Raw genomic sequence first — 25594 nt, 5'->3', positions numbered from 1 at the left:
TTGCATTTTTGCCACCAATTTTTTTATTTGCAGCAAAGTTGCATAAATAATGTAAAAACCATGAAAAAAGGCCTTTTTTTGATAACCATTGTTTCACAACTATTATTCCTGAGTGCTTGTTTGGATTCAGACGACGGAGATGATCAGGACTTGCTTAGCCCGGAAATAGGACCTTTCGCAAATTCATCAAACATTATGCCCGAACACTTCTCGGTCGTAGCCGGCGAAGCAATGAGCATACCCCTGGCATTTGAGGTAAGTGATGCGTCAGGTATCTCAGAAATTGTCATTGAGTCGCATAGTGGTTTTGACGGTCATACCCACGGCAGGATCACCAACACCGGCGAATTCGTATTGTTTCGTTACAACCATGTAATTACCCGCGAAGCGCTGGATGATCCTTTTGTGTTTCAAAGCGACGCCGGGGAAGATCCTACGATATACCTGGATGGAAGAAACAGCTTTATTCCCGATGGGGCGTTGGTGCTGGCCGGTCCATATCATTTTTCGATTAAAGCCACTGATGTAGCCGGCAATGAGACCTCTTATGCAGATAATACCACGCATCATGGCACCTTGTACATCCAAAGGGACTACGCGCCGCAAATCAGTCCGGTTACTATAGATGCCGCAGCCAGAACGGTTACCGGTAGCGTCAGCAGCAATACGGCTAACGTATCGTCATCCGATATTGTCTTTCTTTGGATCTACATATCCGGGCGAAACGAGGAAAATCCCATGCAGGAAGGAGAAATCAGTGAGGAATGGATTTGGGGTTCATCAAACTGGCCCCATCAGTTCAGGCCCAACACGGGCGCGGACTTGCCCGATCATCAGATGATCGATTTGTCTGACCTGTTATCTAATGAGCAGGCTGTTTTCGACATGCAGGATAATCAGCTGCTGACCATTTGGGCTGAAGATGCCAATGGCAATATCTCAGTAAAATTTTTTGAATAAACAATCAATCGACAGTTAACAGATAGTTGAACCTGAAATGAAAGAAATGCGCTGGTAAACCAGTAGCTGGTTGCCAGGCAAAACGACGAATGGTTCAATAACAACGCTAATTATATATACATAACGGAAACAAACATTAAATACTATGAAAAAGCTGATATTACAACCCTGGTCTGTTTTATTATTGCTGACCTTGTTCGTTGCCTGTGATGATGATGAAGACGCCAATGACGTAACACCTGCTGTAACATTTGAAGAGATGGAAAGCGAATGGGTACGCATTTCCCTGATGCGTGAAAATGCCATAGATTTATTACAGACCAATACAGGAGAAATCATCCATACCATAAGTGGTGACATGACCGAAAACGCCCGGCATTACACCAGTAGCTCGGGCAGATACCTTGTCAAGATCGACCGGGCTGGCAACAAGGTGCGATTCTTTGATTCGGGCGTGATCAACCACATCGATCACGGTCATCAAAATCAGCCATCGTGGCTGCCAACCAGTGTTGACACCCCCTTACCTACTCATTTTTCTACCTCGCTCGGTCATATGGTAATTTTCAACGATGGCGATGGCTCAATCACATACGTTAGAGAATCGCAGCTTGAGCTTCCTGCCTATACCCCCACTGTAATGTCCCTCCAAAACGCCGTCGAGCACCACGGGGCGGCCTTCAGGCTGGATAATGGCAAATTTGTTGTCACCTTTAGAACGGCACCTGCTCTGCCAGAGGGCATAGGCCTACCCCAGGTGGTAAAATTTGTGAATGCCGATGGTACTGTCATCGATGATAACGGTGGTGTGGAAGTGACCAACATTCACGGCAACGCCACAAACGGTGAGTATGGCGTTTTTGGCTCCCCAGATGGTGTTATTCTCGTGGACAACCAGGATAATATAAGCCTGATTGAAAATATAGGAGGCCTCAATTCTGAGACCGGTCAATGGATTGCGACGGTGAAGTCCCACGATAACAGCGACCTGTTTTTTGGCCGCTCCCGTAATTTCGGTGTCTTTGTCATCGACCCGGAGGCTCAAACTATGACCAGCCTGTACGCGGGTGATGACGTGGCCGGTGACATGATGAGTTTTGACGGCCAGTATTATGTTTTACACACCACTGACGGTCATGTAAGGGTCTATAATGCCAATGACGGCACAGAGGTGGCTGAAAGGGTGGTTGAGATGGCCGACATTCCGGCCCTCGCGGCAACCGGAAGAACTTCCTCATCTGAAATCGAGGTACTGAGACAAATGAATGAGCCCAGTCCTGTGTTGATCTGCTCCGACAGTTTTCTCTACGTCCTGGCGCCCAACCGCCGCCAAATAAAAGTCCTTGACATCAGTGACCTGACCCACGTACACACCATCGAACTCGACAATGAAATAGTCAGCATGTTCAAAAACGGCTTCACCGAGGAATAGTAAAAGTACACCTTAACAACATCAACATCCCCGACGCAAGCGTTTTCCAAAGCATGGCCGCAAGCGTCCCGCTTGTGTCTTTTGACGACGTTGGAAAACACAAGCGGGATGCTTGCGCTATCTTGCTGTTCGTTACAATTACGTTATAGTCATAGTATGGCTCGGAGCCATGCTATGACTGGCTTTTATTTTGCAGGCGAAAACCTTTGTGTCTTGGTGGTTAAAAAGGGCACCCCAAAGGCACGAAGCATTTTGTCGAAAATGTCTTACAACAAGCGCGATGGGTAGTCTATTGCAGGCTAACCCTGGTTTTTATGGTTTTAACCTTCACCACATGTTTTCCCTTATCAGCATACCCGGTAAGTTGAAGGTCGCCACTTTCGGTTTTCTCCAGCCACCAGCTTAGTGGTTTAATCCTGGCGATGTCAATGAGTCTTTTCTCTTGGACAGATAGCAGACAAAGGGTCATTCCTTTTCCTTTCTTATTGATTCTTACCAAATAAACGCCAGATTCGGTTTGGAGGTCTACTTCGTCAAAAAAAGTATACTCAAGTTCAGGTAATGGCGGTTCTGTCTTGAATTTCAACAAGTGTCTGAAAGGGTCCTCCCAGTCTTTCCAATCCGGAAAGTCAAGCGTATCCGATTCTACCATCTTTGTTGATTGTTCGTTATTTAAGGCGAGGGACCACAGTTTAAAGCCATCGAATTGACCGTGTTCCAGCCAGACGTTTTGCGCTCTTGGTTCGGGCTCTTTAATGCCACGTAATCGGTTGATCAGGTACTTGCTAAACGCGATTGGAAGGTAAAAAATCGTGAGAGAGCCTCTGATTACTTCCCATATCTTGGCGCCGAGGCTGTTTTTTATGAATTCTTCTTGTATTTGAAAGTGCATCTAACCAATCGATCACAAAGTTTTCGCAGAATGACATACGCAATGCCTGCTTAATAATAGGCAATTGATCAGATGTTTCAAAGGAAAAGTTTTTGATCGCCGACCGAAATACGTGCCATTTCCTCTCCACGATACACAGCATCAAACTTCAAGGCAGAACCGTTCTCCTCACTTGTGACATTTGAGATGGTGGTTAAATCAGGCTCCCCATAAGGGTTCTGGTCAAGTTCAAATGCCTGTTTGTCAGCGTTAAAATAAAACTTAAAATCAGCGACTAAGCAGAGCTCGTTGACCTTCGGGTTGTATTTAAAAAGAGACCCTGTTATCCGATTCAAATTTCATTTTGTTATCGAAGGTCAGTTGTGAATAATTATTTATCTTATCTTTTGTTTAACATGACTGCTACAATAAGCCACCCATGGCCTGCTCCAAAATAAAGGGCTACCAATGGCTCTCCTTTAATGCTGGCCGATCTGTTTTCTTCATCGCCTGTGCGACCTTTTTTAGCTGCTTTTTTCTCAGCACTTCGTCATAGTCCCCGTCGAGATCAATTTCACTATTGAAAATATGGATAAATGCTTCAAGCATTTGTACCGACGAATTCATAAAAACTAATCCCTCATCTGAAATTGTATAGACACTACCATCCTGCTTTTTGATTCCTGCAACATCCTCATAGTCTTTTCCAATAACCAGAAAAGTTTGACCCTGGAAGTCTTTTTGAACCATCGCTTGATCAAATGACAGACCAATTGGTTCATCAATATGGATTTGAGTCAGTTGAAAAGGATTTAAGAAAAGGGTAAGGAAAAGGAGATGTGTTTTAAAGCTTTTAATATATACAGGCGAATCATTCATTAAAAAAATAACTCACATTCACTTTTACAACCACATGCTTCCATTCATATTCATCGACCGGATGATTGTCGGGCCGGACGGTAGCAATGCTGGCATTTAAACCCAGGTCGATGATTACGTCGTCCAGCTTATATCCTATCATAGCAATATAGCCAAAATCAGCGCCCTTCATCTGAAATCTCCCTTCAACGGGATTGAAGGTATCAGTAAACGCTATTGACTCACTGGTTTCCGGCTCACCCCTGTCCTGCCGAACGGCCTTACCCGAAAATGCCAGACCGTAGTAAATGCCCCCTGTTAAAATAAATCCGTTTTTCTTACCAAAATCAAGGCTCACCGCCACGGGAATTTCAATCAATGACAATCTAAACGCCCGCTTACTGACCGTTACATCTCTGAATCCATCCCATACCTGAATATTTTTTTGCCCGCCTTTTCTGGTGTATCTCACCCCAAGGCGGGCGCTGAGGTGATTGATTAGCTGGATTTCTGATACGAGGCCAAGACCATAAGAAGGTTTCAATTCAGAGGCCTGGTTATCTGCAATGGGTATAGCCAGTTCACTCACGCCCAGGCTCGAAGTTACCCCCCATCTGGATTCCTGTGCATGCACATTGAGAATAAAAGTGATGCATATAATAAAGGTCAGAATATGTTTCATTGTAAGAACAAAAATGTAATTGGCTTAAAAAATATAGCTAAACTCAATGGGCTCATTGCTCCCCTTTTTGAGTGGTAATGGTGGTAAATATCGAATTTATTAATGTGAGGTTTGGTAAATGTTGGGCTGTTTTATTACCTGGCTCAGAAACTTTTCAATTATGTATCGGATTTAGTCAAATTGCCAGGCAGCACAAGCCAGCTATACAATTTGGATGATGAAATCCAAGCATGGTATATCTGGTAATGCGTATCGATCGGGATCAGTTGGTGATACGGTTACTTATATTAATCCGAAAGGAAGGCAAGTTTACATTAAAAAAGACAGTTTTTATAGGAAAGCATATTGGGTTCCCTCCCTTGTATCCTTACCGATGGCAAATCAGATCACCACAGCATGCAGATCTGTGAAACGGATAACTGATAATTGGTCTACAAAGAAAGTATAAAACAGCCTATATCTGATGTCACTATTTTTAGCTATTAATTTCACTATGAATAGGGATTGATTCACATAATATTAGCTTTCATATTTGTCCAAATATGCCATAAGTCAACATGTTAATTAGCCGAAGTTAATATTACTAAAATATGAAAAAATTATTACTTTATTTACTATTATTTTTGCTGTTTATTTCTGCTAAGGCTCAACAAATTACAGGGTCTATTGAAGGAATAATCACTGACAAAGAAGGGGAGCCATTACCTGGCATTAGTGTCGTACTTCAGGGGACCACTTATGGTACACCCACAGACATCAATGGGGCTTATCTCCTTCAGGATGTTCCTGAAGGAACTTATAACCTTATCATATCTGCTATTGGTTTTGAGTCCTATAAACAGGATATTATTGTTTCCGGCGGAGAAACCCTCATTGTTAATCATTCATTAAGTACCAGCACTACACAACTTCAAACCGTAGAAGTTTTAGGCAGGCCTGAAACAGATTACAAGAGCGAATATTCTTTTGTAGCTACCAAAGTGGCTATTCCCGTAAAAGATTTACCGGTCACCGTTTCAACCATTACCAAAGAACTGATGTTTGACCAGCAGTTGTACAGATCAGGTGATATCGCCAAGAATGTTGCGGGTGTTAATGAAAGCTCCCTGACCACCGGAGGCCTTGTATTAAGGGGATTCAGAGGGAATACCGTGTTACTTAACGGTCTCAGAACCAATTTTAATGCCATGTATACACTACCGATTATCGGGCATTATGAGCGCGTAGAAGTCATCAAAGGGCCAAACTCTGCATTGATTGGAAGTATTGAACCGGGAGGTGTTGTCAATTATGTCACCAAAAAACCACTGAAGACAAAAAAGCAAAGTGTCAGTTTCTCTGCAGGTTCCTGGGGCACCATTAGAGGGCTTGTTGATTTGACCGGGCCGTTGAATGAGACCGGTAAAGTGCTTTACCGTCTAAATATCGCGCATGAACAGGGTGAAACCTTCATGGATAACATTACAAGGAATGCTACCATTATCGCCCCCTCATTTACTTTTCTTCCCGCAGAAGGCACTTCTATCAATGTGGATTTGACCTACTCCAGGAACAATACCGTTATTTACCGGGGGCAACAAATAAGAGGGAATGATTTTGAGTCGACACCCATAAGTTTTGGTGTAAATCAACTGGATGATCATTACATAGCCGATGTGCTTTCTTTCAATGCCTCCCTGGTTCAAAAGATAACCGACAACATTTCATTTAATGTATCCTATTTGAGAAATAATTTTTTGGAGGACAATGCCGAACATGGGGGCCGGTTTGCGGATGCCGTTTCTGATACAATTGTTATGAGTTACTTTGTCAGAAAACAAACGCTTACTACCGATAATATGACCTCTTACTTTACCGCTGACTTTGAAACCGGAAAATTTAGACATAAGGCATTGATCGGTTTTGATTATGCCTATCTTTCACAAAGCGGAGGGAACCGATGGTACGCCGCAACCGAAGCACAGGGAGTACCCAATATGATTTTTGGTCAGCCCAATTTTGCCAATTATTATAACCCACTCAACTATCAGCCTACGTTCTTTAGAACAGACGGAGATGCCAGAACGCGACAAAGAATGTATGGGTTCTATTTGCAGGATTTTATAGAAGCCGGAAGGTTTAAGGTACTGTTGGGTTTGCGACAGGAATATTATCGTGATATTATAGAAGGTAGTGCAGGACAGGATAGCCTGATTAATCAGAATGCTTTTTTACCACGGGTCGGGCTTACGTATGTATTAGATGATCAAACCAATGTTTATGGCAGTTATGTAACCGGTTTTACACCTGTAAGACCGCTTTTTCAGATAGATCCCAGTTTCGGAGGGCCATTCGATCCGGAAGACAGCTATCAGTTTGAATTAGGAATAAAGCGAAATTTCTTAAATAACAGGTTATTAGCTACTATTTCAGCTTATCAAATCAAAAGGAACAACGTACTCATTCCGGTACCTCTTGATGATAACCCCGACAACTATGAACAAAGAGGTCAAACCACTTCTCAGGGCGTAGAAATAGAAGCGACCGGGAAAATCACAGATGGTTGGAGTCTCCTTTTCAATTATGCTTTGAATGAAGCAAAAATTACAAAAGATGAAGATGAAAGTAATATAGGAAAAGTTCAGATACTTGCCCCTCACCACCAGGGAGGATTCTGGTCGAAATACGTAATACAAGACGGTGATTTTAAAGGTCTTGGTGCGGGTGTCGGCTATAATTTTGTTTCCGGAAGAAGGACGAATCAGGAAAATCTCAGAATTCCTGCCTATGGAGTCGCAGATGCAGCGGTGTATTATAATTTTGATCGCTACAATCTTTCGGCAAATATTAATAATGTTTTTGACAAAAAACATTGGGTTGGAGGTTTTAATTCAGCTAGGGTTTTTCCCGGCAATCCCCGCAACTTTATGGTCACAATAGGTTACACCTTTTAGTAATTTATAGAATGAAACATTGCTGAAGACCCGCCATATCAAAATCTTTTGCTATGAAAAAATCCGGATCAAAGAAGAAAAATACCAGGAAATTCCTTTTGCAGGTTCACCTGTGGCTCGGGCTGACGGTGGGGAGCATCCTGGCTGTTGTGGGGCTAACCGGAGCGATATATGTCTTTGCCCCGGAAATAGAATCATATTCCCGTAACCAAAGGATTAAACAGGACGAACATTTACCGCTGCTGCCCCCCGTGGAAGTGGTAAAAAAGCTGGAGTCAAGAACTGGCAAAAAGCTGCTGTCCTTTTCGCCGCAGCGCCGGGCGGAAAAGGCTTATTTAGTGACTTTTTATGAAGATAAAGGCTTATCGTATTTTGTAAATCCCTATACGGCCGAAATTCTTGAGAAAAGAAAAAAGAAAACCTTTTTTTACTGGGTACTTCAAATACACATGAATCTTACCCTGGGAAAAGCCGGCCAATGGATAACAGGTATTAGTTCTCTTTTGTTGTGTTTTGTCCTGATTGTCACCGGTATTTATTTATGGTGGCCAAAAAGCGTCAATAAAAATTCAATCAGACAAAGGTTCACCATTCGTTGGAAGGCGCGTTGGAGAAGGGTAAACTACGACCTGCATAATGTCGGTGGATTTTATTTGCATTTGATCATATGGTTTCTGGCCTTTACCGGTGCGTATTTTACGTTTCCGGTGTTGGTTACAGCGCTTGTTACGCTTGTTACCTTATCACCACTTCCGGAAAAATTCGATTGGTCAAATATAAAGTCCTCCTACTACGAAGGGGCTGAGGAGCTTTCATTTATCCAGGCGCTAAACAGGGCGGATAAGATAGTGCCTGAACACAAACTATTGGGTTTAAACTATCCGGAGGGGCAGGATAAACCTATCAGGGTTACTAAACACAATATTGACAAGATACAGGCAGGGCCCTATATACGTACTTACAGCTATCTGGATAGATACACCGGAGAGCTTATTGTCACCTATGACCCCAGGAATTTGCCACTTGGAAGTAAAATTCTGGGTCTTTATCAACGTCAGATTCACTACGGTGAAATCGGGGGGCTTACCACCCGCATACTAGCGATGATCGGCAGTTTATTTCTCCCCGTATTATACATAACCGGAATCTATATATGGTGGGGGCGCCGTAAAAAGAAGAAAAAAACCGATCCTGCTTCCAGGAATAAACGGCAAGAAGCTCTCAGACAACCGATACCTGGCTAATGATGTACAGAACTTCCTGCCATTCCGCCTCATAGAAAGAGGTTTGGCAGACCTTGTTACAGCACTGTTTCTATCGTACGAATGAACAGATGATCTCTGAATAAATTTTAATCAGAAATAATACTTTTAAGCAACCCAGACTGTGTAAAAATGAAACGTTGAAAGCTCACCCCAAAATATTATTTTGAGAAAAATCGATAAAATGACCATATATTATTTATTTTATCCTCCAATCAACTAAAACAGAATTTAATTTGGTATACAATGCAATATTGTTATTTTTACACAGCCTCAACCTACATTTGACAGATTAAAAACCAGCTGAAATCCATCACAGAAAGGAATTCCGTTTATGGTTAATTGGCGCTGGTTACGCCATATTTACCTAATTTGTCATTGACTGGTCCACTGGCAGGGGATAAGGTTAACAAAGATATACTATGATCGTCTGATTCGATATAATTAATGATTGCGTTATCAGTAGTTACGGAAAACCCATGGTCAGTGTCTTTGATGTTGCTTTTACCGATCTGGTAAAAATCCTGTATCTCACCTTTGAACAAGGCGGTGTTTTTATTAAACCTAATATCAATATTTTTGATGCCTGTTATGCCATTTGGGTGAGTATCCGTTTCATTTTCAGACATTTTTTGAGGGTGGTAATCTGACATGACAAAAGGAAGATGGAGCTTTTTGGGCATAAAACACTTCCATGTCACCACTGTACCATCGGGTTTTTTACGTCTGGCATCCTCTTTGAGATTGGAACTGCTTTTTTTCACCCGCTCATGAAATGCCTTGATATTTGCACTGTAAACAGGATAGTCCAATATGGGACCCTTTTTGAAATAAAAATTACCAAGTCTATGAAAAATGGGACTGATTACCCTAAATACGCCCCACTTGGTAAGTAATCGTGCCAATGGAGGGACGACCTGTGTCTTCAGGAGCTCAATAAAGCTATGATCTTGTAAATATATCAGTGCATTGTAGGCCTTTTCCTTTTTTGAACCGTAGTAAACCTTAAAGCCTGCATCGGTAAAATCCTGTATAGCTTCATCGAAGTTTTCAGCTTTAATAATGATATGATCTATTCTTTTCATGGATGAAATTGTTTTTAAACCATCTGTAAAAATGGTAGCTATGATTGATTGTCTTTTTCCGGTTAATCCTGTATTAGTATGCTATGAGCATTAGATAATCAGGAGCGCTTGATAACCCAAAAATTTTACTGTATATTAGAAATTATTATCGAGTTGCTAAAATTGAAAGTTAGAACATAACGCTGTTTAATTCAACCTTTCAAAATTTTTCCTATAAATTTTTTTGTTGCGATAAACTTGATTTGAAAACCTTAGATTTCATGATAAAAAACTTAGGCTCACGCATCGCAATGATTCCACCTAATCATGAGTTGTAAATATTGCTCATGAAATTTAGCTCATTCAAAACCTTAAATTAGCATATGGAAAAAATCATTTTTATCTTGATATTTTTTTTCAGTATTAAGGGTTTTTGTCAAGAAACGGCTGAGACCGTGAATACTGCTGAAACCAAGAATAATCTCGTTTTTGCTGAACTCGGTGGCGCTGTTGCATTTGGCGCAGGGCTTGGCTATGAAAGATACTTACCAGTCAATCCGGCAAAAAGGTTCTCTCTAAGAGGTGGCCTGGGTCTGATAGATGGTTTTTCTTCCTATACTTCATTTTTGGGTGGTAGTTTTATCTATGGGAAAAAATCAGGCCTGGAGCTGGGTCTGAATTATCTGATAAATTACGATATCTATGTTTTTCGTTCAGTGGATTCAAATGAGTCGAAATTTGAAAATGATATTCAGGTGTTGGTAGGATACCGTTATCAAAACTGGGAAAACGGCGTTATGTTCAGGGTGTTTTATGTTCCTCCTGTGGGATGTTGTAGTACCTCTATACCTGTCTACGCAGGGATGTCGCTGGGATATGCATTTTGAAGAGGTGGAAAACTTTATTAAAACCAACAAACATTTGCCAGACAATGGCAACTTTCCACTTTCCATCACTTTAAAGGCCATTTCTTTTTCATCACCGGGTTGTACCGGGAAGTGATCATCTGTATGCAGGATTGGCAAAGTCAAAACGGCATCCTGCATCCCATTCAGATCGTTGATTGCCATGTGCCGGTATTCCGCCTGCATCTTTGATCATGCGCGCCATGTGTATCAGGTTCCAGGTCATAAACGTGGTGTTCCGGTTGGTAAAATCATTTTCCGGGCCACCGGAACCTTCGTCCAGGTAGGACGGACCGGGACCAGCCTCTCCTAACCAGGCGGCATCTGCCTGCGGAGGGATGACATATCCAAGGTGCTGGAGTGAATACAAGACATTCATGGCGCAGTGTTTGGCGCCATCTTCATTCCCTGTAACCAGGCATCCGCCCACCTTACCATAATCAGCATATTGGCCAGCCTCATTCAGAATATGCGAATTGGCATACAAACGCTCAATCACCTGGGTACAAACAGAGGTTTTTTCGCCTAGCCAAATGGACGTGCCCATCACTACGATATCCGCATTTTTCACCTGCTCATAAATCGTTGGCCAATCATCCTTCTCCCAGCCATATTCTGTCATATCGCCGTAAACACCGGAGGCAATGTCATAATCAACGGGACGCAGTAGCGCTGTGGTGATACCGTTTTTTTCCATAATCCCCTTTGAGATTTGAATCAATCCCTCCGTATGAGATATTTCGGGATTTTTCTTAAGTGTGCAATTGAGAAACAAGGCCTTGAGATCAGAGAAATCAGTTTTATTTGTATCACAATGCTTCTGGGTCATTTCTTTTAGTTGGCTCATATACTTCATTTGTTAAATTGAATGTGAGGAATTCTTTTTTAAAATTAGATTTAAGTTATGAAATAATGTGTCTCTATTTTATCAAAAACCTTAAAAAGGGCAGATTTTGCGCTGCCCATCATCCGGATAGTTTCAATTCTCTGATCCGGCGATTAGATCTCAGCTAAAATACCCTTTAAGCCTTAGCGCGGTTGTTCCGGGCATCAATAAAACTCTTTATGAAAAATATCATGGCTACGACAGTGCTAATGAGCATTATAGCTACCCTGATAATACCTATGGTATTTCCACGATCAATTACACCCATAAGTGGTCTGAAAAGTCCGATGAAGATAATTAAAGTCAGTAACACTGCAATATGGGCAATAACTTTGTTTTCCTTTTTCACTCCCGGATTACATATCAAAAGGGCCACACCCACAAAAGCCGGTATGAGTGCGGTGACAGACGGAGATTCGGAATCCATGTATCCCCAGGCAGAGAGTATGATTAGTAGAATGGCATTGATAAGACTGGCCGTATGTGCTTTCATAATTAGTTTTAAAATTTTGAATAAAGATTGATCTAAATTAGTTAAAATTAATCAAAATTAATGCTTAGAGATCAAAATGCTCTGCTAATCAAAAGATCAATGATCCATTAAAATAAATTTTTTCATTTTATTTACATTAAAAACAACTGACACTATCATTTAGTATCAGCCGTTTTGAGATATAATAAGTGATTATTTAAAATTATAAGTAAAAGCCAGTCTTCCGTTAATACCCGGTTCAGATTGCCAATATAGGAAATCACTGAAGTTCGCGCCGGAATACAGATATTCGTCCAATAAGTTGTTCACATTTAATTGAATCCTGTACTTGTTCTTTTTCCAGAAAATTCCTCCATCTAATCTGAAATAATCGGGCAGCAGTGTTTCGTTGTCTGAGGCCCATGCCCAGGTGGAACGGTCGATTTGATACTGATAACCAAGTGAAACCCCAAAACCTTTCAAAGGGGATTTATCAGCAAAATTGTAGGTGAACCATCCATTGGTCATATGCCTTGCATGTCCCGCTACTCTCGTGCCAATGAGGTCGGGGTTGGTGTCTTCGGTAATTTCTACATCTGTATGGGCATAATTAATAACAACACTTAACCCTGGATAGATCTCTCCCTGCATGTCGAATTCAATACCTTGTGACTGCACTTCTCCCAGTTGGATGGAGAAGTCCGGATTTTGCGGATCCCCCACCAATAAATTCTGTTTAGTGATCCGGAAAGCGCCGAGCGTGGCTCTTAGTTTCCCATCGAAAAACGATTTTTTCAACCCTCCTTCAATGTTATTGGCATCGACCGGATCAAATGTTGACCCATCGGCACTTATTCCGGCTTGTGGTAAGAATGTCTGATCGTAGAGCGCATAGGCGGTTAAGTCCGATATGACATCGACACTTAATCCCACTCTCGGGGTAAATTTATTGTCATCCTCTTCTTTTCCCTGGGTTTCCAGCATCGTATATCTTCCCGCAAGTGTCAGTCGTATCCGATCATTCCGGAATCCGATCTCATCTTGCAGATAAAAAGCAGTTGATTCAAACCCTTCGAACGGATCATCAGATCTGTCTTCCACGTCTACCGACCGGTCAAACGGGGGTACCGGGAATATTCCGTAAGTAGGATTGAAGATATTAAACGGGGTTTGTTCCACCACACGATTGGAAAAATCGGCCCAGTACTCCTTATCAAAGTAGTCAATGCCTCCTAAAATGGTATGGCTGACATCCCCGGTATTTATTTTACCATTGGCAAAAGCTTGTGCGTAATAACCTTTAGATAAGGCGTCCCAAATAGAAACAGTTCGATTAGCATCTCCATTATCTGCTACGCCAGCAACCCAGGCTGAATTACCTTCCTGGTCATATTTTAGATAGCCTAGCTGTAGTGTTCCTGTCCAGTTATCGGAAAATTTATGATGGAGATTAACATAAATGGTGGTTTCTTCAATGTCGGTGACTGGGAAATTGGTATCTGTCATTCTAAAATCCCTGTCCAATCCGCCATACCCTACAGATACAGGCGCAAACACGTAGGCAGATCCCATGTAGGTTTCAGCTTGTTGGTAATTCAACTCGGCATTTATGGAAGTCCGTTCTGTGAGATTATAAGTTAGGGCAGGTGCGAGCGCAAAACGTTGTACGTCCTCATCTCCTCTATGACTGTCTGTTGTTTGGAAAAAGCCATTGAGTCTGTAAAGTAATCTTCCATCGCCCGTCAGATCCCCGCCAAAATCTGCCGAACCCCTGAAGAAGTCGAAACTTCCCGCCATTAAAGTGACTTGCGCCAAAGGTTGGGCGGTCGGTTTTTTTGTTACCACATTGTAAAAACCTCCCGGTTCACCTGCCGATAACATAAAACCTGATGGCCCCTTTACAAATTCGATACGGTCGACTATACTCATATCTTCTGCTAAAGGCCCCCAAATGTCACTTACATTGAAGCCATTTCTAAAAGCAGGGACTCTGAATCCTCTCATACGCAAATTGGCAAAATTTCCCCAGTGTTCCATCATGGTTACACCACTCACGTTTCTGATTACCCCATCCATGATACTCGTAACTTGCTGATCAATAAGAAGCTCACTGCTAATAACCTGAACGTTTTGAGGCAGTTTGGCAATACTGGTTACCTGGCGTATAGACGCTGAGGGAACATTCTCCAGGTATCTGTTTTTTTTAGCGTTAACTACTACTTCAGAGAGTTCCTCCTGTTGTGCCTCCAGCGCAATACCCGGTACTGTTGTAAGCTGGTTGGCAACGGCCTCTATCTTGATTTTTAGCGTTTTATAACCCACAGCGGAAATAATCAGACGATATTGTCCGGGAGATACATCGTTAATTCGAAAGTTTCCGTCTATATCAGTCGCTGCTCCTTTTTCGGTGCCTGCGAGACTCACATTGACCGCCTGTAACGGGTCTCCTGCTGAGTTAGTTATGTTACCGGCAATAGTACCTATTTGTCCCATTGCAGTATTTCCTGCAAGTAGTAACAGCAGGCAAAGAAAATTGTATATTACTTTCATAGTTAATAATGAAATTGAATAATTAATTAAAATATTTAGGTTTTTTACTAATTTTTGTTTAGATTTATTTAGAATCGTTCTAAATAACAAAATTAATCACAGATCAAGCCTGTATCAATCCCTATTTGTAGTCGAATTGAGTAGCTAGCTCTAGTCAGGTATATCACTATTTCCAGTGAATTGAATCAGTACGTTAACGATTTAGCAGTGTTTGTAAACAGCATCCTGTAGCTATTTATTCTGCTACCATGCAACCGGAAAGTGTCACAGCTATTGCAACATGGATTTGACGACCTGGATATTGACAAAGTATTTATCCGGCCCCCATATTATTTCAGTAATTGGCTTGGTTTTATGGAAAACAGTGAGCAATAAAGCGCCCTACCCTCATTTTTACCAGGGGATTTAAAAATTGATATGAATTCGCCAGATGACGTAGCCAAATTCATCGTCGAAGTAATCACCCATAGTTATCCATCGAAAGAGAAGAATCAGAACAAATAATAAATGGTTGAAAAAAATTAAAGCTCTGAGATATTTAGGAAGACTTTCGCTGACGAATTATCTGCTGCATGCATTATTTGGGTTAATAGTCTTCAAAATACGGGGATTTTATGGGAAGTCTTCCCCCGGGCTCCCCACCTAAAGACGACCATAAACTATCAGGCTAAGCATTTTAAATAGAAAGCGTTGACACTACAATGGGTATTGCACCCTTCCGGGACACATTTGTGGGTAGGATTCCAATAAGTCAAAACTTTTTTTGCCCGGTGACATGTCATGTCACTGTCCGGTGATACTTTTATCAGAAGTATTTGTCCCGGATCATTTTATAGGAATTATCCAAATATGCATTTGGTACATGGAATTGATCGAAGCTGTAAAGTTATGGATGATCTGGGATCTTTTGTTTTGCAACTGAAGAATCAACAAATGTCAAGGTCGTATATAATGTTTTTCCTGAAATTGAAATTGTTTCAAATGGACTTTTCAAAGCTTATTCATACACGATTGATACTTTTTTTGACCTTGATGATGATTGGACCATTTTGTTTTTCACAATCTTCGAAGTTTCCCCAAAGTAAATATGCCAAAACGGCGAATAGAGTATCCAACATCATTACGAGTTGGCATGCGCAAGAAGCTCAGTTTTTAAAAGAAATTGAAAACGTTAAGATATCAATTTCAGAAAAGCACAAAAACAAACTTGAAAAGATCACTTCCCCTGCCAAAAGGCTTAAGAAATACCGGAAGTATTATAGCAAGGACAGCAGTAAAATAATGAAAGGCCGAATCAGGCTGGCAAAGCAAAAATCAGACAGCCTTTTTGATGCTTACAAGCAGTTGGCGAAAAGCAGAATTCCTGATTCTGTAGGGATGTCTGATCAATACGGTCGATTTCTTCCGGAGCATGTATTGGATAGTGGGCATTTGAGCATAAGGGGGCAAGCGTGGGTTAAAGATCAAGGTAAGCGCTATTTGTCAGGGCTTGAGGAGTATGAGAAGATGGGTTTGTTGTCAGACAAATATCCTGAATTAGCCAACTGGTTAAAGGTCAATGGGAATGATCCCGGCATGTTAAGCCAATTGCCGGATAGTGTATTGACCTGTTCGCAAGCCACAGCTAAAACCCTTCCTGGAATGGTTGAAAAAAGGATAAGTCAAATGGATGAATTCAAAGCGCTGGAGAAACAATCCGGACAACTGGCGAGATCTGTGAATGATTTACAAGAGCATTATAAAAGTATGGGCGAAAAGTATATAGATCAGCCACAACAGTATACAGATCCGGCTCACCTAAAATCCGAAGGGAAAAAGTCAGGGATTGATTATACGAGGGATTTTATAGCAGAAAACATTGATCAAATAGAGCATCTGAAAAATAAGCTTGCCGACCTCAGGAAAAAGTATGCATCTATATCCAATTCCACTGACATGAGCACCGCAAAAAGGCGGAATTCATTGCAAGGAAGACCTGTTGATGAAAAGATAATATTGGGTGGGAATTTCGATATACAAATGTCTGACCCGGTGCTTATTGACCTGGCTCCTTTAGTCGGATTCCGGTTAAATAAAAAGCTTTCAATAGGCCTGGGAGGTACATATCGGGTTGATTTAACATTTGATTCCAAATCTTTGAATACCCAATATGATACCAAAGTCTATGGTTTCAACTCATTTCTTAGCTACGATATTGTAAACCGGTTTTTTGTCTATGGGCAATATGACTACTTAAGTAAAAAAGAACAGGATCAGGATGTAGCTGAAGAGGTTCAAACCTGGGAGCCAGGATTTATGGCTGGAATCGGAAGAAGTTTTAGGGTGCATACGAAAATTACGGGAACTGTGATGCTCTTGTATAATGTCGTTGAAAGTAACATCAAAAGCCCATTTGGAAACAGGTTTCAAGTCAGGTTCGGCTTCCAAACCAATGAGCTGACTTTTAAGAAAGTGAACAGGCCAATATTAGATTACCATGGTTAAGAAATAAGACTAAAAATGATATTCAACCAAAATACGAAACCAATGAGCAGGTTAAATAAGTTGACACTACGATGTATTATAATATTGTACGTAGGTGTGCTCGTAAAGCCGGCGCCAGGGCAGACCACTTATACCCCGGGATCATACAATTCCAATTCAATGACGCGGGAAACGGCAATACCGATAAATCATTTTACAGGTGTTCCTGGTATTTCGGTTCCATTATTCTCCCTTCCCGGTAGGGCACTTAGTGTGCCGATAGCTCTTTCATATCATGCAGGAGGGCATAAAGTTAACGAGATAGCCAACTGGGTCGGACTGGGATGGAATCTACAGGTGGGGGGAGTTATTACCAGAACAGTAAGAGGCATGCCGGATGAATTCTTAAATGGTTATTGTGGAGAAAATGCAAGAGGAGGCCTGGCAGGAGACAACCTTGCTGCTAATGAAACCAACTATGATTACATTGACAATATCCAGTCAGAAACCTGGGATGGGCAACCTGATGACTTTTACTTCAATGTCATGGGCTTATCTGGCAGGTTTAGCATAGATGAAAATGGAGCGGCCTACACCATTCCAATCAGCAATATAAAGATTGAACCGGCAGTTTGCGGCGGCACGGAGTGGGTCATCATTGACGAAACAGGCACAAGATATATCTTTGCCAATACCAGTTCTTCAAAAGAAACAAGCATAGTAAGATACAAGGGCGATGTGGTTAGTAATCATACTACGGTCTGGTATCTGACAAAAATACAGACGCCAAATCAAACGGAGGAAATTACTTTTACCTATCAGTCAGGCGGAAATCAAAGAACTGAACACGTCCAATCTATAAACTATGTACACCAGGCCGGTAATGATCATCGCAGTTGCCTGTTCTTTCAGGATTACAGCAGAATTGAATACACAACTGTTTATACAAAAGTAATCAGTAGCATTACTTCAAGTCTTGGATCAGTTTCATTTGTCCTTTCTTCAGACGAAAGACTGGATTTATGGGGGAGCAAAAGCCTTTCAAGAATTGAAGTATTTGATAATACGGGCAATTTCATCAGATCCTTTTGGCTGAATTATGGGTATTTTTATTCTGATGGCTTTACCCGTCCCAACACAAACACAAGAAGGTTAAAACTGGAAAGCGTCTATGATGAAGGGCGGTTAATCGCCTCATTTGATTACAATGAAAATATTAACCTTCCTCCCAAGAACTCAAAAAGTACCGACCACTGGGGATTCTATGGAAACTCATTTCAGGGACTTCCTGCGTTTGATCATCCGGTATATGGAAACTTTTCAGGAGCTGACAGGTCAACCAACAGCACCAGGGTAATTGCCAATCTGATCAGTAAGATTACATATGGCACCGGTGCGAGTGTCCAATTTGTGTTTGAAAGCAATCAGTATTATGATCAGGACGCCGGGGTAAATAAATACGCCGGAGGAGCGCGTGTTTCGCAAATCGTTTCCAACCCGGGTACCGGGCAGCCATCTCAAACCATTACTTATGAATATAATGATTTTACAAATTCCGGCAGGTCAAGTGGGATACTCTATGCGGAACCCCTTTACTATGAAGGCATAGTTACCGGTGCCACCGGGAGTACTGCTAATGATGTCATCATTAAAAGGCACTCGCAACCAATTGGTTTCTTAACCGGTCAGCAGGGTATTCGTGTCGGATATTCCAATGTAGCTGTGGTTACCGGGTTGGGCAAGACAAAATATACATTCAGAGATTTGGATACACCACAAAATAATAACCATGAATTATGGATTAAGAGTGGTGTAACGGTAACGAAAACAACGAACGCTTTTAGTGGGGTGATGAGTATTAATGTCCCTTTTACTGAGGGGTGGGGTGGTGGTTTGATGGAAAAAAAAGAAATAGTCAAATTAGACGGAACACCGGTTGTAACTGAAATATTTGAATATGATCTGAACACCCAGACGCTGAAAACCTTGTATGGCGTAGTGGTTGAAAAGCGCCATTTCGCCAGTTGTAACCAAGCGGCCAGCTATGCTATAGAAGTGAAACCTATTTTAATGACCAAAAAGAAGGTCATTCAATATGATCCCAATAATGCCAACATCACAACGACAAATGTCACAGAATACGATTATACGATAGATATAAATGGTGGGGATCAAAACGAGTTTGACATCCTGTTAAGTGATGCAAAATCATATAATGAAAACCTCCCGGGACTCAAGTACCTGAGCAACTTTCTATATCCCGGTGATTATTCTCCCACTGACGCAAATGCAAGTGGCGTTATTGGAGGAATATATGGATTGTGGCATAGAAATATCAGAACAACGCCAATAGAAACCTACCAGATAGTAGATGATCATGGAACACGAACATTAAACGGCGTAACCTACCAAACATATCAGAAAACAGGTACTGTTGGAAATGATAAAGTTTATCCTCACCGGGTTTATCGATCCTTAAAAAGGATTCCCGCGGATAACTATATTCCCTCTCATAAATCACTGTTTTCCCAATTCGTTCCGGGAAATGTAGATTTTGAATTGATTAATACAAGTTCCTACATTGAAAACAGCGGCTTGATCGATACTCAAACAGCATTTGGCGGCACCACTACAAATTTTAATTATGATGCCCTGGGGCTTGTTGCCAGCACCAGCATCACCAATGACCAACTCACACGAACCACATCGATAAGCTCAAATGCATTTACAGGTCCTGACTCATCCACAGATACCAACAACCGGACCTTATCTTTCACATACGATAAGAAACAACGATTATCCACAGTAAGCGACCATGACAATAATGTTGTGGAGAGAAAAACCTACGTAGACGGAAATACCGTAGCTGTATTGATCGATGGGCCGGGTATTGATGAAATTCAAAATCCTGTCACCTTTCATGTGAGTGATCCTTTCAGTTACGGTACCACCACATTTTTCTGGGATATGGATGATGGAAGCACTTATTCCACCACGAATAGAAATGTTACCCATACCTATTTTGATGAAGGCGTTAAGATGGTAAAGGTTAACGCAACCAATGCTGAGGCAAATTTTTCCGTATCCGGTTCAAGAGGCATAGCTATCAAATACGTTGCAATGACTGTTGGAGGGATCGGTCTAAACGTAGTATCGTCTGATTCATGCTCCAGGTCCCTGACGTTTTCAGTGAATGCATCCGGGGGTTGTAATTCCAATTATTCCTATGAATGGAGCCATCGTATCAATGGAGGGCCCTGGGAGTCATTTGCACCTGGTGCACCCATAGAGGTCTTTCATTTTATAGATATAAACCTGGAAGTAAGGGTAACCGTGAGTAATCCCGGTTGCGGCGATGAACCCATAACAAAATTTCGTCAACTATTTTTTAACGGTTGCTTAAACGATCCCCTGGACTGATAAATAACCTGAAATCTATATAGACCATGAAAAACTATACATGCATATTCATTGTTGGGCTTCTTCTGAACACATCGCCGGTTTTTTCGCAGATAACGACCTTTACCGGAGATAACTTCACAATAAATAACAGTTTGGGTAATAGGGAATATCTTGCCAGGGAAACCATTACACTTTCTGAGGGTTTTTATATACAAGCATCGACACACGGAAGTTTCAGGGCTGCAATACAAGTTCATGTGGCCCCGGTGCAACCGGAAAGCGAAGCAGTAAATTATGTTAAAACGGAAATCGCTGCCATTAGTGGATTAAGTAGTGGAGTTGCTTTAACGAACGCGATTGAAGGCGTACAAAAACATACTGTTACCAGCTTTATCGACGGCATAGGGAAGCCCATTCAATCCGTTGCCTCCAAAAGCACTGACAATGCGGAATCAAGCCTTGTGCAACCCTTTGAATATGATGCCTATGGCAGGCAGTTGAAACAGTACCTTGCGTATCCGGAAGATGGGAACATTGGTTCATATGATGCTGCGTCCATTACAAACCAGGGTTTATTTTACAGTACCGGTACTTCAGGACTGGAAAGCGATAACAAACCGTTCAGTTTATCGAATTTTGATGACTCACCGTTCAGCAGACTTTTAAGCAGTACAGCACCGGGCAGTGACTGGCATAATAATAACAAGACTAAAGAGACAGATGTTGGAATAGATAACAGTGGAGCCATCAGAAAGTGGACCATGGGCGGAAGCGGAATGCCGGTCACAAGCGCTACCTATCCGGCCAGATATTTATCCTATTCGGAATTAACCGACGAAGATGGAAGGAAAATTCGAAACTATATGGATCCGCTCGGAAATCTTATTCTTAATGAGTCAATAGGAACAGATGGCAGCGTTTATAAGACCTATTACGCCTATGACGTTTTTGGTAATTTATTAAGTGTGATTCCACCGGCAGCAGTCAAACTGGCAAGTACCTCAGGTTGGAATCTTGCCGTTTCAGATGCTAATGACCTGTGTTTTATTTATACCTATGATGAACAAAACCGTTTGATTGAAAGTAAAAACCCGGAAGTTGCGCCGGTATATTTTGTATATGACTCCTGGCACAGGCTGGTGTTATCTCAGGATGGAAACCAACGGAATGCCAGTCCGCGAGAATGGACCTTTGTGAAATATGATGCGTTTGACCGACCCATTGCAGTCGGCGTATATGCATCGAATAGCAGTAGAGCAACATTGGCATCGACAGTTCTTGGTGCAGCCTATGGTCATCATAAAGATACCAACACCAGTGCGGTTGGCTATACACTCAATTTATCATTTCCAAGTACGGTAGCCGAGTCGGATTTATTGCAGATTACCTATTATGACAATTACGGTTTTGTTAGCAATTCCGGATGGGATGCCGAAGGACATAGTTATGCTTATGCGGTTCCATCGGGATTCACTGTTGCGGCCTCCAATGCGGTATTGAATTTAGTAACCGGATCAAAGGTGAAGATACTGGGCTCTTCCAGGTGGCTGAATGCTGTCGTACGTTATGATGAGAAGTACAGACCTATTCAGGTAGTAAAGGAAAATCATTTGGGAGACCTGGATAAGCTTTCCGTGTTATACAACGATTTTAAAGGGACAGTACAAAAAACGTATTTTGATCACAATTCTACCAGTGATTCATTTACGATGCTGGAAACGTATGATTATGACCTCAATGACAGATTAGTGAACAAATGGAGAAAAGTCGGGACAGGTGCCACCGTATTGGTTGAGAACTATGAATACAACGAATTAGGCCAGGTAATAGAACGAAACATTCATTCGACAGATAATGGTGTTTCCTTTTTACAATCTGTCGATTTTACGTATAACGTCAGAGGCTGGGTGACGGGCATCAATAATTCGGGCCTCTCTTCCAATACGGATGCCAATGCGTTGGATGATCTGTTTGGCATTTCACTCAATTTTGCGACAACGGGTATCCAGGTAAATGCCCAGCCCGTTACCGCAAAGTATGACGGTAGTATTTCATCTGTTTCCTGGAAAAACCAGAATCCCGATAAGGCAGCTAAAGAGCATATTTATGGCTATGCTTATGATGCCCAGGGGAGAATTATTAACGCTGATTATGCGACAAAAAGCAGTGGGGCCTGGACACTACTAAAGCAACACACAATTACCGGTCTCTCAAAGTCTTTCACTTAGGCCCGATTAATAATAGGTTAAGCACAGATTTCCTGCGACTTAAAGCACCAAGAATTTAAAACAAGAAATTGAAAGAATCAGATCAAACCCATATAACCTTTTGCTGTTAGAATGGCTCCGGAAGTTGCGTTTAATGCACTTGACGTACTTTCAAGGAAAGCTACTATTCTTGACCCCATGACCGGCTCAGTCACCGTCTTAAAAACTATATCTTTATTGGCTTATCAAGGATGAATTTAATCCGGATTATTACTGAGGGATTTAGTAACCCTAATACCTTAAAACGGCTGCTGGTGAAACAAACGGAATATTCGAACATTTCTCAAAAACCTCATTGATGTAAAAAATGAAGCGAAGGCTGACCAAACAGAAAAAGTAATGTGCAATTACCGTTGGTAGATTAAAATGCTGTCCAAGCCTTGATCTTCGCTTGCTTCGATAACCCAGGATTATTATTCTGCTATGCTGTCGCTCTTACCTCCATAAATCAATCTCCCAATAAATTGAGCTGATCAATTAACTCAAGGAATTCGTCTCGTTTGTTTTTGCTCAATACGGCGACATGATCTTTTAATCTAATCATGTTACCATCAATGCTGTCTATATGGTCGATATTGACAATGTAGGAGCGATGTGTTCTGTAAAAATTCCTGGGAAGTAATTCTTCTAACTTACTCATGGACTGCAACGACATGATTTTGCGGCTATCAACGGTAATAAGCTGCACATAAGGCCCCTGACCTTTAATGATAACTATTTCATGAAATGCGACTTTAATGATTTTGTTATCGGCTTTGATGAATAGTTTATCTGTATGTTGGGAGGAGGCAGAATTTGAGAAATAATCGACTTTAGAGTCTTTTAAGGAAATGATTTTGGTAATAGCCTTGTAGAACCGGTCGAAATCTATTGGTTTTAATAAATAGTCTACAACATCCAGTTCATAACTCTGTACCGCGTATTCCGAATATGCGGTGGTCAGAATAGTAGCAGGCCTGTTGGGTAAAATTTTCAGAAAATCCAGACCTGAAAGATCAGGCATTTGAATGTCGAGAAACAAAACATCTATGTTATCCTTTTTAATATGGTTGAGCGCCTGTAGCGCAGAACTACAGACAGCAACCAATTCCAACTCCGGAACTTTACCGACATAATCCGAAAGAAGTTTTCGGGCAATATGTTCATCATCGACTATAAGGCATTTCATATTCATAATGTAATCTTTAGATCTAACTGATAAACGTGATCTTCCTTAGTTATCTCGACTTCGTGTTTCCCTGGATAATTAGCTTCTAAAAGTTTTAATGAATTCGTAAGCCCGATTCCCTTGCGGTCTATTGGAATTTCCCCGACTTCATCCCTGATCGTATTTTCTGTTCGAAAATTAAGTTCGTTGTTTTCTACTTCCAGGCCGATTTTAATCCAGCCTTGGGGATTGCTTTCCAGATCGGAGTGTTTAAAACAATTTTCAACAAAATTGATAAGGATCATTGGTGCAATAATATTATTGTTCGTGATTCCAGCATAGTAGAAGTCTACGTTCAAGGGGTCTTCATGTTTAAGTAGCTGTATGCTTAAATAGTGTTCTATCAGATCCCTTTCCTTAGATAAAGGCACTTTGTGCTGGTCACAATCATACAGTAAATAGCGCATGATCTTGGATAGTTTTGAAATCATTTCGGCAGCTCTTTCATCTCTCAGATAGGCAAGACCATAAATGTTATTCAGTGTATTAAAAAGGAAGTGCGGACTTATTTGACTTTTTAACAATTTCAGTTCGGCCTCAGCTCTTTCAGCTTTATGCTCAATTTTTTGAACCGTTTTGAGATGATAGAAACCTGCTACCCGAATACTGGCCATTAAAATTATTCCCAACAGAACCAAAAGAACCCATAAGGCTATCCTGACTGATTTAGGAGCATATCTGTCACTGATTTGTGTTAAGTCTAACACTTCAGCCATTATAGAATGAGAACTAATGCCGATGACTAAAAGAATGATATTGATACCAATAAATAAGCCTAGTCTTGGATCGATTTTTCCTTCTCTTGCTAAGTATTCCGGAAAGAGCTTATATCCAAAAAACCAAATGACCATGGAGCCAAAAAAGAAATAAGTGACCAAATAGTAAATGGTATCTGCCATACCTCTCTGATAACTTAATACCAAACTGATGGCGGCATTCATCCCAAACCAAAGGATGTAGGGACCAACTTTGAGAAATCGTTCAGTCTTCGATAATGCTTTACTCATCGTCACAATAATATATTCGGATTTTATTAAAACATAATGAAATGAATGAAATGATGATTTGGTTGCATGAATGATTCATTTTGATAATTGAAAGGCTTTGTTAATCACAATTGCAATTTGGTTCACTGACGCCGGCGATTCGTAAATCTTTTTTGCTGTGAGTTGGTAGCGGAAATAGCTTCGCATCGAAATTAAAACTATACAGGCATGAAAAATATCATTCATTTATTCACAGTTACCTTATGTGTCATATCAACCCACCTTTTTGCGCAAAAAAAGCAAGATGAAACAATTGCGGTTTGGGATGCAGGTGAAAGAAAAGTAGAAATCTATAAAGCAGATGAAAGATACATAGGAAACCCTATTAAATAAT

The 25594-nt window shown here is 41.2% G+C and carries 20 protein-coding genes; 10 read left to right on the top strand and 10 right to left on the bottom strand.

Going from position 1 to position 25594, the window contains the following annotated elements:
- The first annotated feature begins 60 nt into the window (after positions 1-60).
- Complete coding sequence (locus tag AC04NP_RS15900) at positions 61-960, top strand: DUF4625 domain-containing protein (RefSeq protein ID WP_482860789.1); 900 nt, start codon at positions 61-63, stop codon at positions 958-960.
- Positions 961-1105: 145 nt separating this feature from the next.
- A complete protein-coding gene (locus AC04NP_RS15895) occupies positions 1106-2392 on the top strand; it encodes a YncE family protein (protein WP_482860788.1) in 1287 nt (428 codons plus the stop codon).
- A gap of 289 nt (positions 2393-2681) precedes the next feature.
- Here AC04NP_RS15895 and AC04NP_RS15890 read toward each other — a convergent pair whose 3' ends face one another.
- From AC04NP_RS15890 to AC04NP_RS15875, 4 genes are all read right to left on the bottom strand, one after another.
- The gene (locus tag AC04NP_RS15890) at positions 2682-3284 is read right to left on the bottom strand and encodes a hypothetical protein (RefSeq protein WP_482860787.1); all 603 of its coding nucleotides are present in this window, start codon (positions 3282-3284) and stop codon (positions 2682-2684) included.
- A 77-nt stretch (positions 3285-3361) separates the two neighbouring features.
- Positions 3362-3619, bottom strand: a complete 258-nt coding sequence (locus AC04NP_RS15885; RefSeq protein WP_482860786.1) for a DUF8184 family protein — start codon at positions 3617-3619, stop codon at positions 3362-3364.
- A 106-nt stretch (positions 3620-3725) separates the two neighbouring features.
- The gene (locus tag AC04NP_RS15880; RefSeq protein WP_482860785.1) at positions 3726-4013 is read right to left on the bottom strand and encodes an SUKH-4 family immunity protein; all 288 of its coding nucleotides are present in this window, start codon (positions 4011-4013) and stop codon (positions 3726-3728) included.
- 121 nt (positions 4014-4134) lie between these two features.
- Complete coding sequence (locus tag AC04NP_RS15875; protein ID WP_482860783.1) at positions 4135-4803, bottom strand: outer membrane beta-barrel protein; 669 nt, start codon at positions 4801-4803, stop codon at positions 4135-4137.
- Positions 4804-5393: 590 nt separating this feature from the next.
- Here AC04NP_RS15875 and AC04NP_RS15870 point away from each other — a divergent pair.
- Both AC04NP_RS15870 and AC04NP_RS15865 read left to right on the top strand, forming a co-directional pair.
- On the top strand, positions 5394-7736 hold the full coding sequence (locus AC04NP_RS15870; RefSeq protein WP_482860782.1) for a TonB-dependent siderophore receptor: 2343 nt from the start codon (positions 5394-5396) through the stop codon (positions 7734-7736).
- 53 nt (positions 7737-7789) lie between these two features.
- Positions 7790-8980 (top strand): PepSY-associated TM helix domain-containing protein, encoded by a 1191-nt coding sequence (locus AC04NP_RS15865; RefSeq protein ID WP_482860781.1) that lies wholly within the window; start codon positions 7790-7792, stop codon positions 8978-8980.
- 356 nt (positions 8981-9336) lie between these two features.
- On the opposite strand, the gene AC04NP_RS15860 is transcribed toward AC04NP_RS15865, so the two are convergent.
- Positions 9337-10083 carry a VOC family protein gene (locus AC04NP_RS15860; protein ID WP_482860780.1) on the bottom strand — a complete coding sequence of 249 codons (747 nt, stop codon included), beginning with the start codon at positions 10081-10083 and terminating at the stop codon, positions 9337-9339.
- Between the two features lie 362 nt (positions 10084-10445).
- Here AC04NP_RS15860 and AC04NP_RS15855 point away from each other — a divergent pair, with 362 nt between their 5' ends.
- Entirely contained in the window at positions 10446-10949 is a 504-nt protein-coding gene (locus tag AC04NP_RS15855; protein WP_482860779.1) for a hypothetical protein, read from the top strand.
- Between the two features lie 115 nt (positions 10950-11064).
- On the opposite strand, the gene AC04NP_RS15850 is transcribed toward AC04NP_RS15855, so the two are convergent.
- The 3 genes from AC04NP_RS15850 to AC04NP_RS15840 form a co-directional block, all read right to left on the bottom strand.
- Positions 11065-11814, bottom strand: coding sequence for a flavodoxin family protein (locus AC04NP_RS15850; RefSeq protein WP_482860778.1), 750 nt, complete (start codon positions 11812-11814; stop codon positions 11065-11067).
- Between the two features lie 175 nt (positions 11815-11989).
- Positions 11990-12346, bottom strand: a complete 357-nt coding sequence (locus AC04NP_RS15845; RefSeq protein ID WP_482860776.1) for a hypothetical protein — start codon at positions 12344-12346, stop codon at positions 11990-11992.
- A 192-nt stretch (positions 12347-12538) separates the two neighbouring features.
- Entirely contained in the window at positions 12539-14875 is a 2337-nt protein-coding gene (locus tag AC04NP_RS15840) for a TonB-dependent siderophore receptor (RefSeq protein WP_482860775.1), read from the bottom strand.
- Between the two features lie 511 nt (positions 14876-15386).
- On the opposite strand from AC04NP_RS15840, the gene AC04NP_RS15835 reads away from it, so the two are divergent.
- The 4 genes from AC04NP_RS15835 (at position 15387) to AC04NP_RS15820 (ending at position 22968) form a co-directional block, all read left to right on the top strand.
- Positions 15387-15521, top strand: a complete 135-nt coding sequence (locus AC04NP_RS15835) for a DUF418 domain-containing protein (RefSeq protein WP_482860774.1) — start codon at positions 15387-15389, stop codon at positions 15519-15521.
- Positions 15522-15856: 335 nt separating this feature from the next.
- Positions 15857-17359 (top strand): hypothetical protein, encoded by a 1503-nt coding sequence (locus AC04NP_RS15830; RefSeq protein ID WP_482860773.1) that lies wholly within the window; start codon positions 15857-15859, stop codon positions 17357-17359.
- 42 nt (positions 17360-17401) lie between these two features.
- Entirely contained in the window at positions 17402-20758 is a 3357-nt protein-coding gene (locus AC04NP_RS15825) for a PKD domain-containing protein (protein WP_482860772.1), read from the top strand.
- Between the two features lie 26 nt (positions 20759-20784).
- Positions 20785-22968 (top strand): DUF6443 domain-containing protein, encoded by a 2184-nt coding sequence (locus AC04NP_RS15820; protein WP_482860770.1) that lies wholly within the window; start codon positions 20785-20787, stop codon positions 22966-22968.
- 487 nt (positions 22969-23455) lie between these two features.
- On the opposite strand, the gene AC04NP_RS15815 is transcribed toward AC04NP_RS15820, so the two are convergent.
- Both AC04NP_RS15815 and AC04NP_RS15810 read right to left on the bottom strand, forming a co-directional pair.
- Positions 23456-24181 (bottom strand): LytR/AlgR family response regulator transcription factor, encoded by a 726-nt coding sequence (locus AC04NP_RS15815; protein ID WP_482860769.1) that lies wholly within the window; start codon positions 24179-24181, stop codon positions 23456-23458.
- Complete coding sequence (locus tag AC04NP_RS15810) at positions 24178-25221, bottom strand: sensor histidine kinase (RefSeq protein ID WP_482860768.1); 1044 nt, start codon at positions 25219-25221, stop codon at positions 24178-24180. The genes AC04NP_RS15815 and AC04NP_RS15810 overlap by 4 nt, the downstream gene beginning before the upstream one ends.
- Positions 25222-25428: 207 nt before the next feature.
- Here AC04NP_RS15810 and AC04NP_RS15805 point away from each other — a divergent pair, with 207 nt between their 5' ends.
- On the top strand, positions 25429-25593 hold the full coding sequence (locus tag AC04NP_RS15805) for a hypothetical protein (protein ID WP_482860766.1): 165 nt from the start codon (positions 25429-25431) through the stop codon (positions 25591-25593).
- The last annotated feature ends 1 nt before the right edge of the window (position 25594 follow it).

This window comes from Agaribacillus sp. DX54, assembly GCF_056858335.1.
Note: the sequence above shows the minus strand (reverse complement) of the source record. Positions and strands in the feature narration are given on the sequence as shown.

Bases quoted from the DNA above. Each gene is read 5' to 3' on its own strand.
- AC04NP_RS15900 (WP_482860789.1), top strand. From the start codon at position 61: ATGAAAAAAGGCCTTTTTTTGATAACCATTGTTTCACAACTATTATTC.
- AC04NP_RS15895 (WP_482860788.1), top strand. From the start codon at position 1,106: ATGAAAAAGCTGATATTACAACCCTGGTCTGTTTTATTATTGCTGACC.
- AC04NP_RS15890 (WP_482860787.1), bottom strand. From the start codon at position 3,284: ATGCACTTTCAAATACAAGAAGAATTCATAAAAAACAGCCTCGGCGCC.
- AC04NP_RS15880 (WP_482860785.1), bottom strand. From the start codon at position 4,013: ATGGTTCAAAAAGACTTCCAGGGTCAAACTTTTCTGGTTATTGGAAAA.
- AC04NP_RS15875 (WP_482860783.1), bottom strand. From the start codon at position 4,803: ATGAAACATATTCTGACCTTTATTATATGCATCACTTTTATTCTCAAT.
- AC04NP_RS15870 (WP_482860782.1), top strand. From the start codon at position 5,394: ATGAAAAAATTATTACTTTATTTACTATTATTTTTGCTGTTTATTTCT.
- AC04NP_RS15865 (WP_482860781.1), top strand. From the start codon at position 7,790: ATGAAAAAATCCGGATCAAAGAAGAAAAATACCAGGAAATTCCTTTTG.
- AC04NP_RS15860 (WP_482860780.1), bottom strand. From the start codon at position 10,083: ATGAAAAGAATAGATCATATCATTATTAAAGCTGAAAACTTCGATGAA.
- AC04NP_RS15855 (WP_482860779.1), top strand. From the start codon at position 10,446: ATGGAAAAAATCATTTTTATCTTGATATTTTTTTTCAGTATTAAGGGT.
- AC04NP_RS15850 (WP_482860778.1), bottom strand. From the start codon at position 11,814: ATGAGCCAACTAAAAGAAATGACCCAGAAGCATTGTGATACAAATAAA.
- AC04NP_RS15845 (WP_482860776.1), bottom strand. From the start codon at position 12,346: ATGAAAGCACATACGGCCAGTCTTATCAATGCCATTCTACTAATCATA.
- AC04NP_RS15840 (WP_482860775.1), bottom strand. From the start codon at position 14,875: ATGAAAGTAATATACAATTTTCTTTGCCTGCTGTTACTACTTGCAGGA.
- AC04NP_RS15830 (WP_482860773.1), top strand. From the start codon at position 15,857: ATGGACTTTTCAAAGCTTATTCATACACGATTGATACTTTTTTTGACC.
- AC04NP_RS15825 (WP_482860772.1), top strand. From the start codon at position 17,402: ATGAGCAGGTTAAATAAGTTGACACTACGATGTATTATAATATTGTAC.
- AC04NP_RS15820 (WP_482860770.1), top strand. From the start codon at position 20,785: ATGAAAAACTATACATGCATATTCATTGTTGGGCTTCTTCTGAACACA.
- AC04NP_RS15815 (WP_482860769.1), bottom strand. From the start codon at position 24,181: ATGAATATGAAATGCCTTATAGTCGATGATGAACATATTGCCCGAAAA.
- AC04NP_RS15810 (WP_482860768.1), bottom strand. From the start codon at position 25,221: ATGAGTAAAGCATTATCGAAGACTGAACGATTTCTCAAAGTTGGTCCC.
- AC04NP_RS15805 (WP_482860766.1), top strand. From the start codon at position 25,429: ATGAAAAATATCATTCATTTATTCACAGTTACCTTATGTGTCATATCA.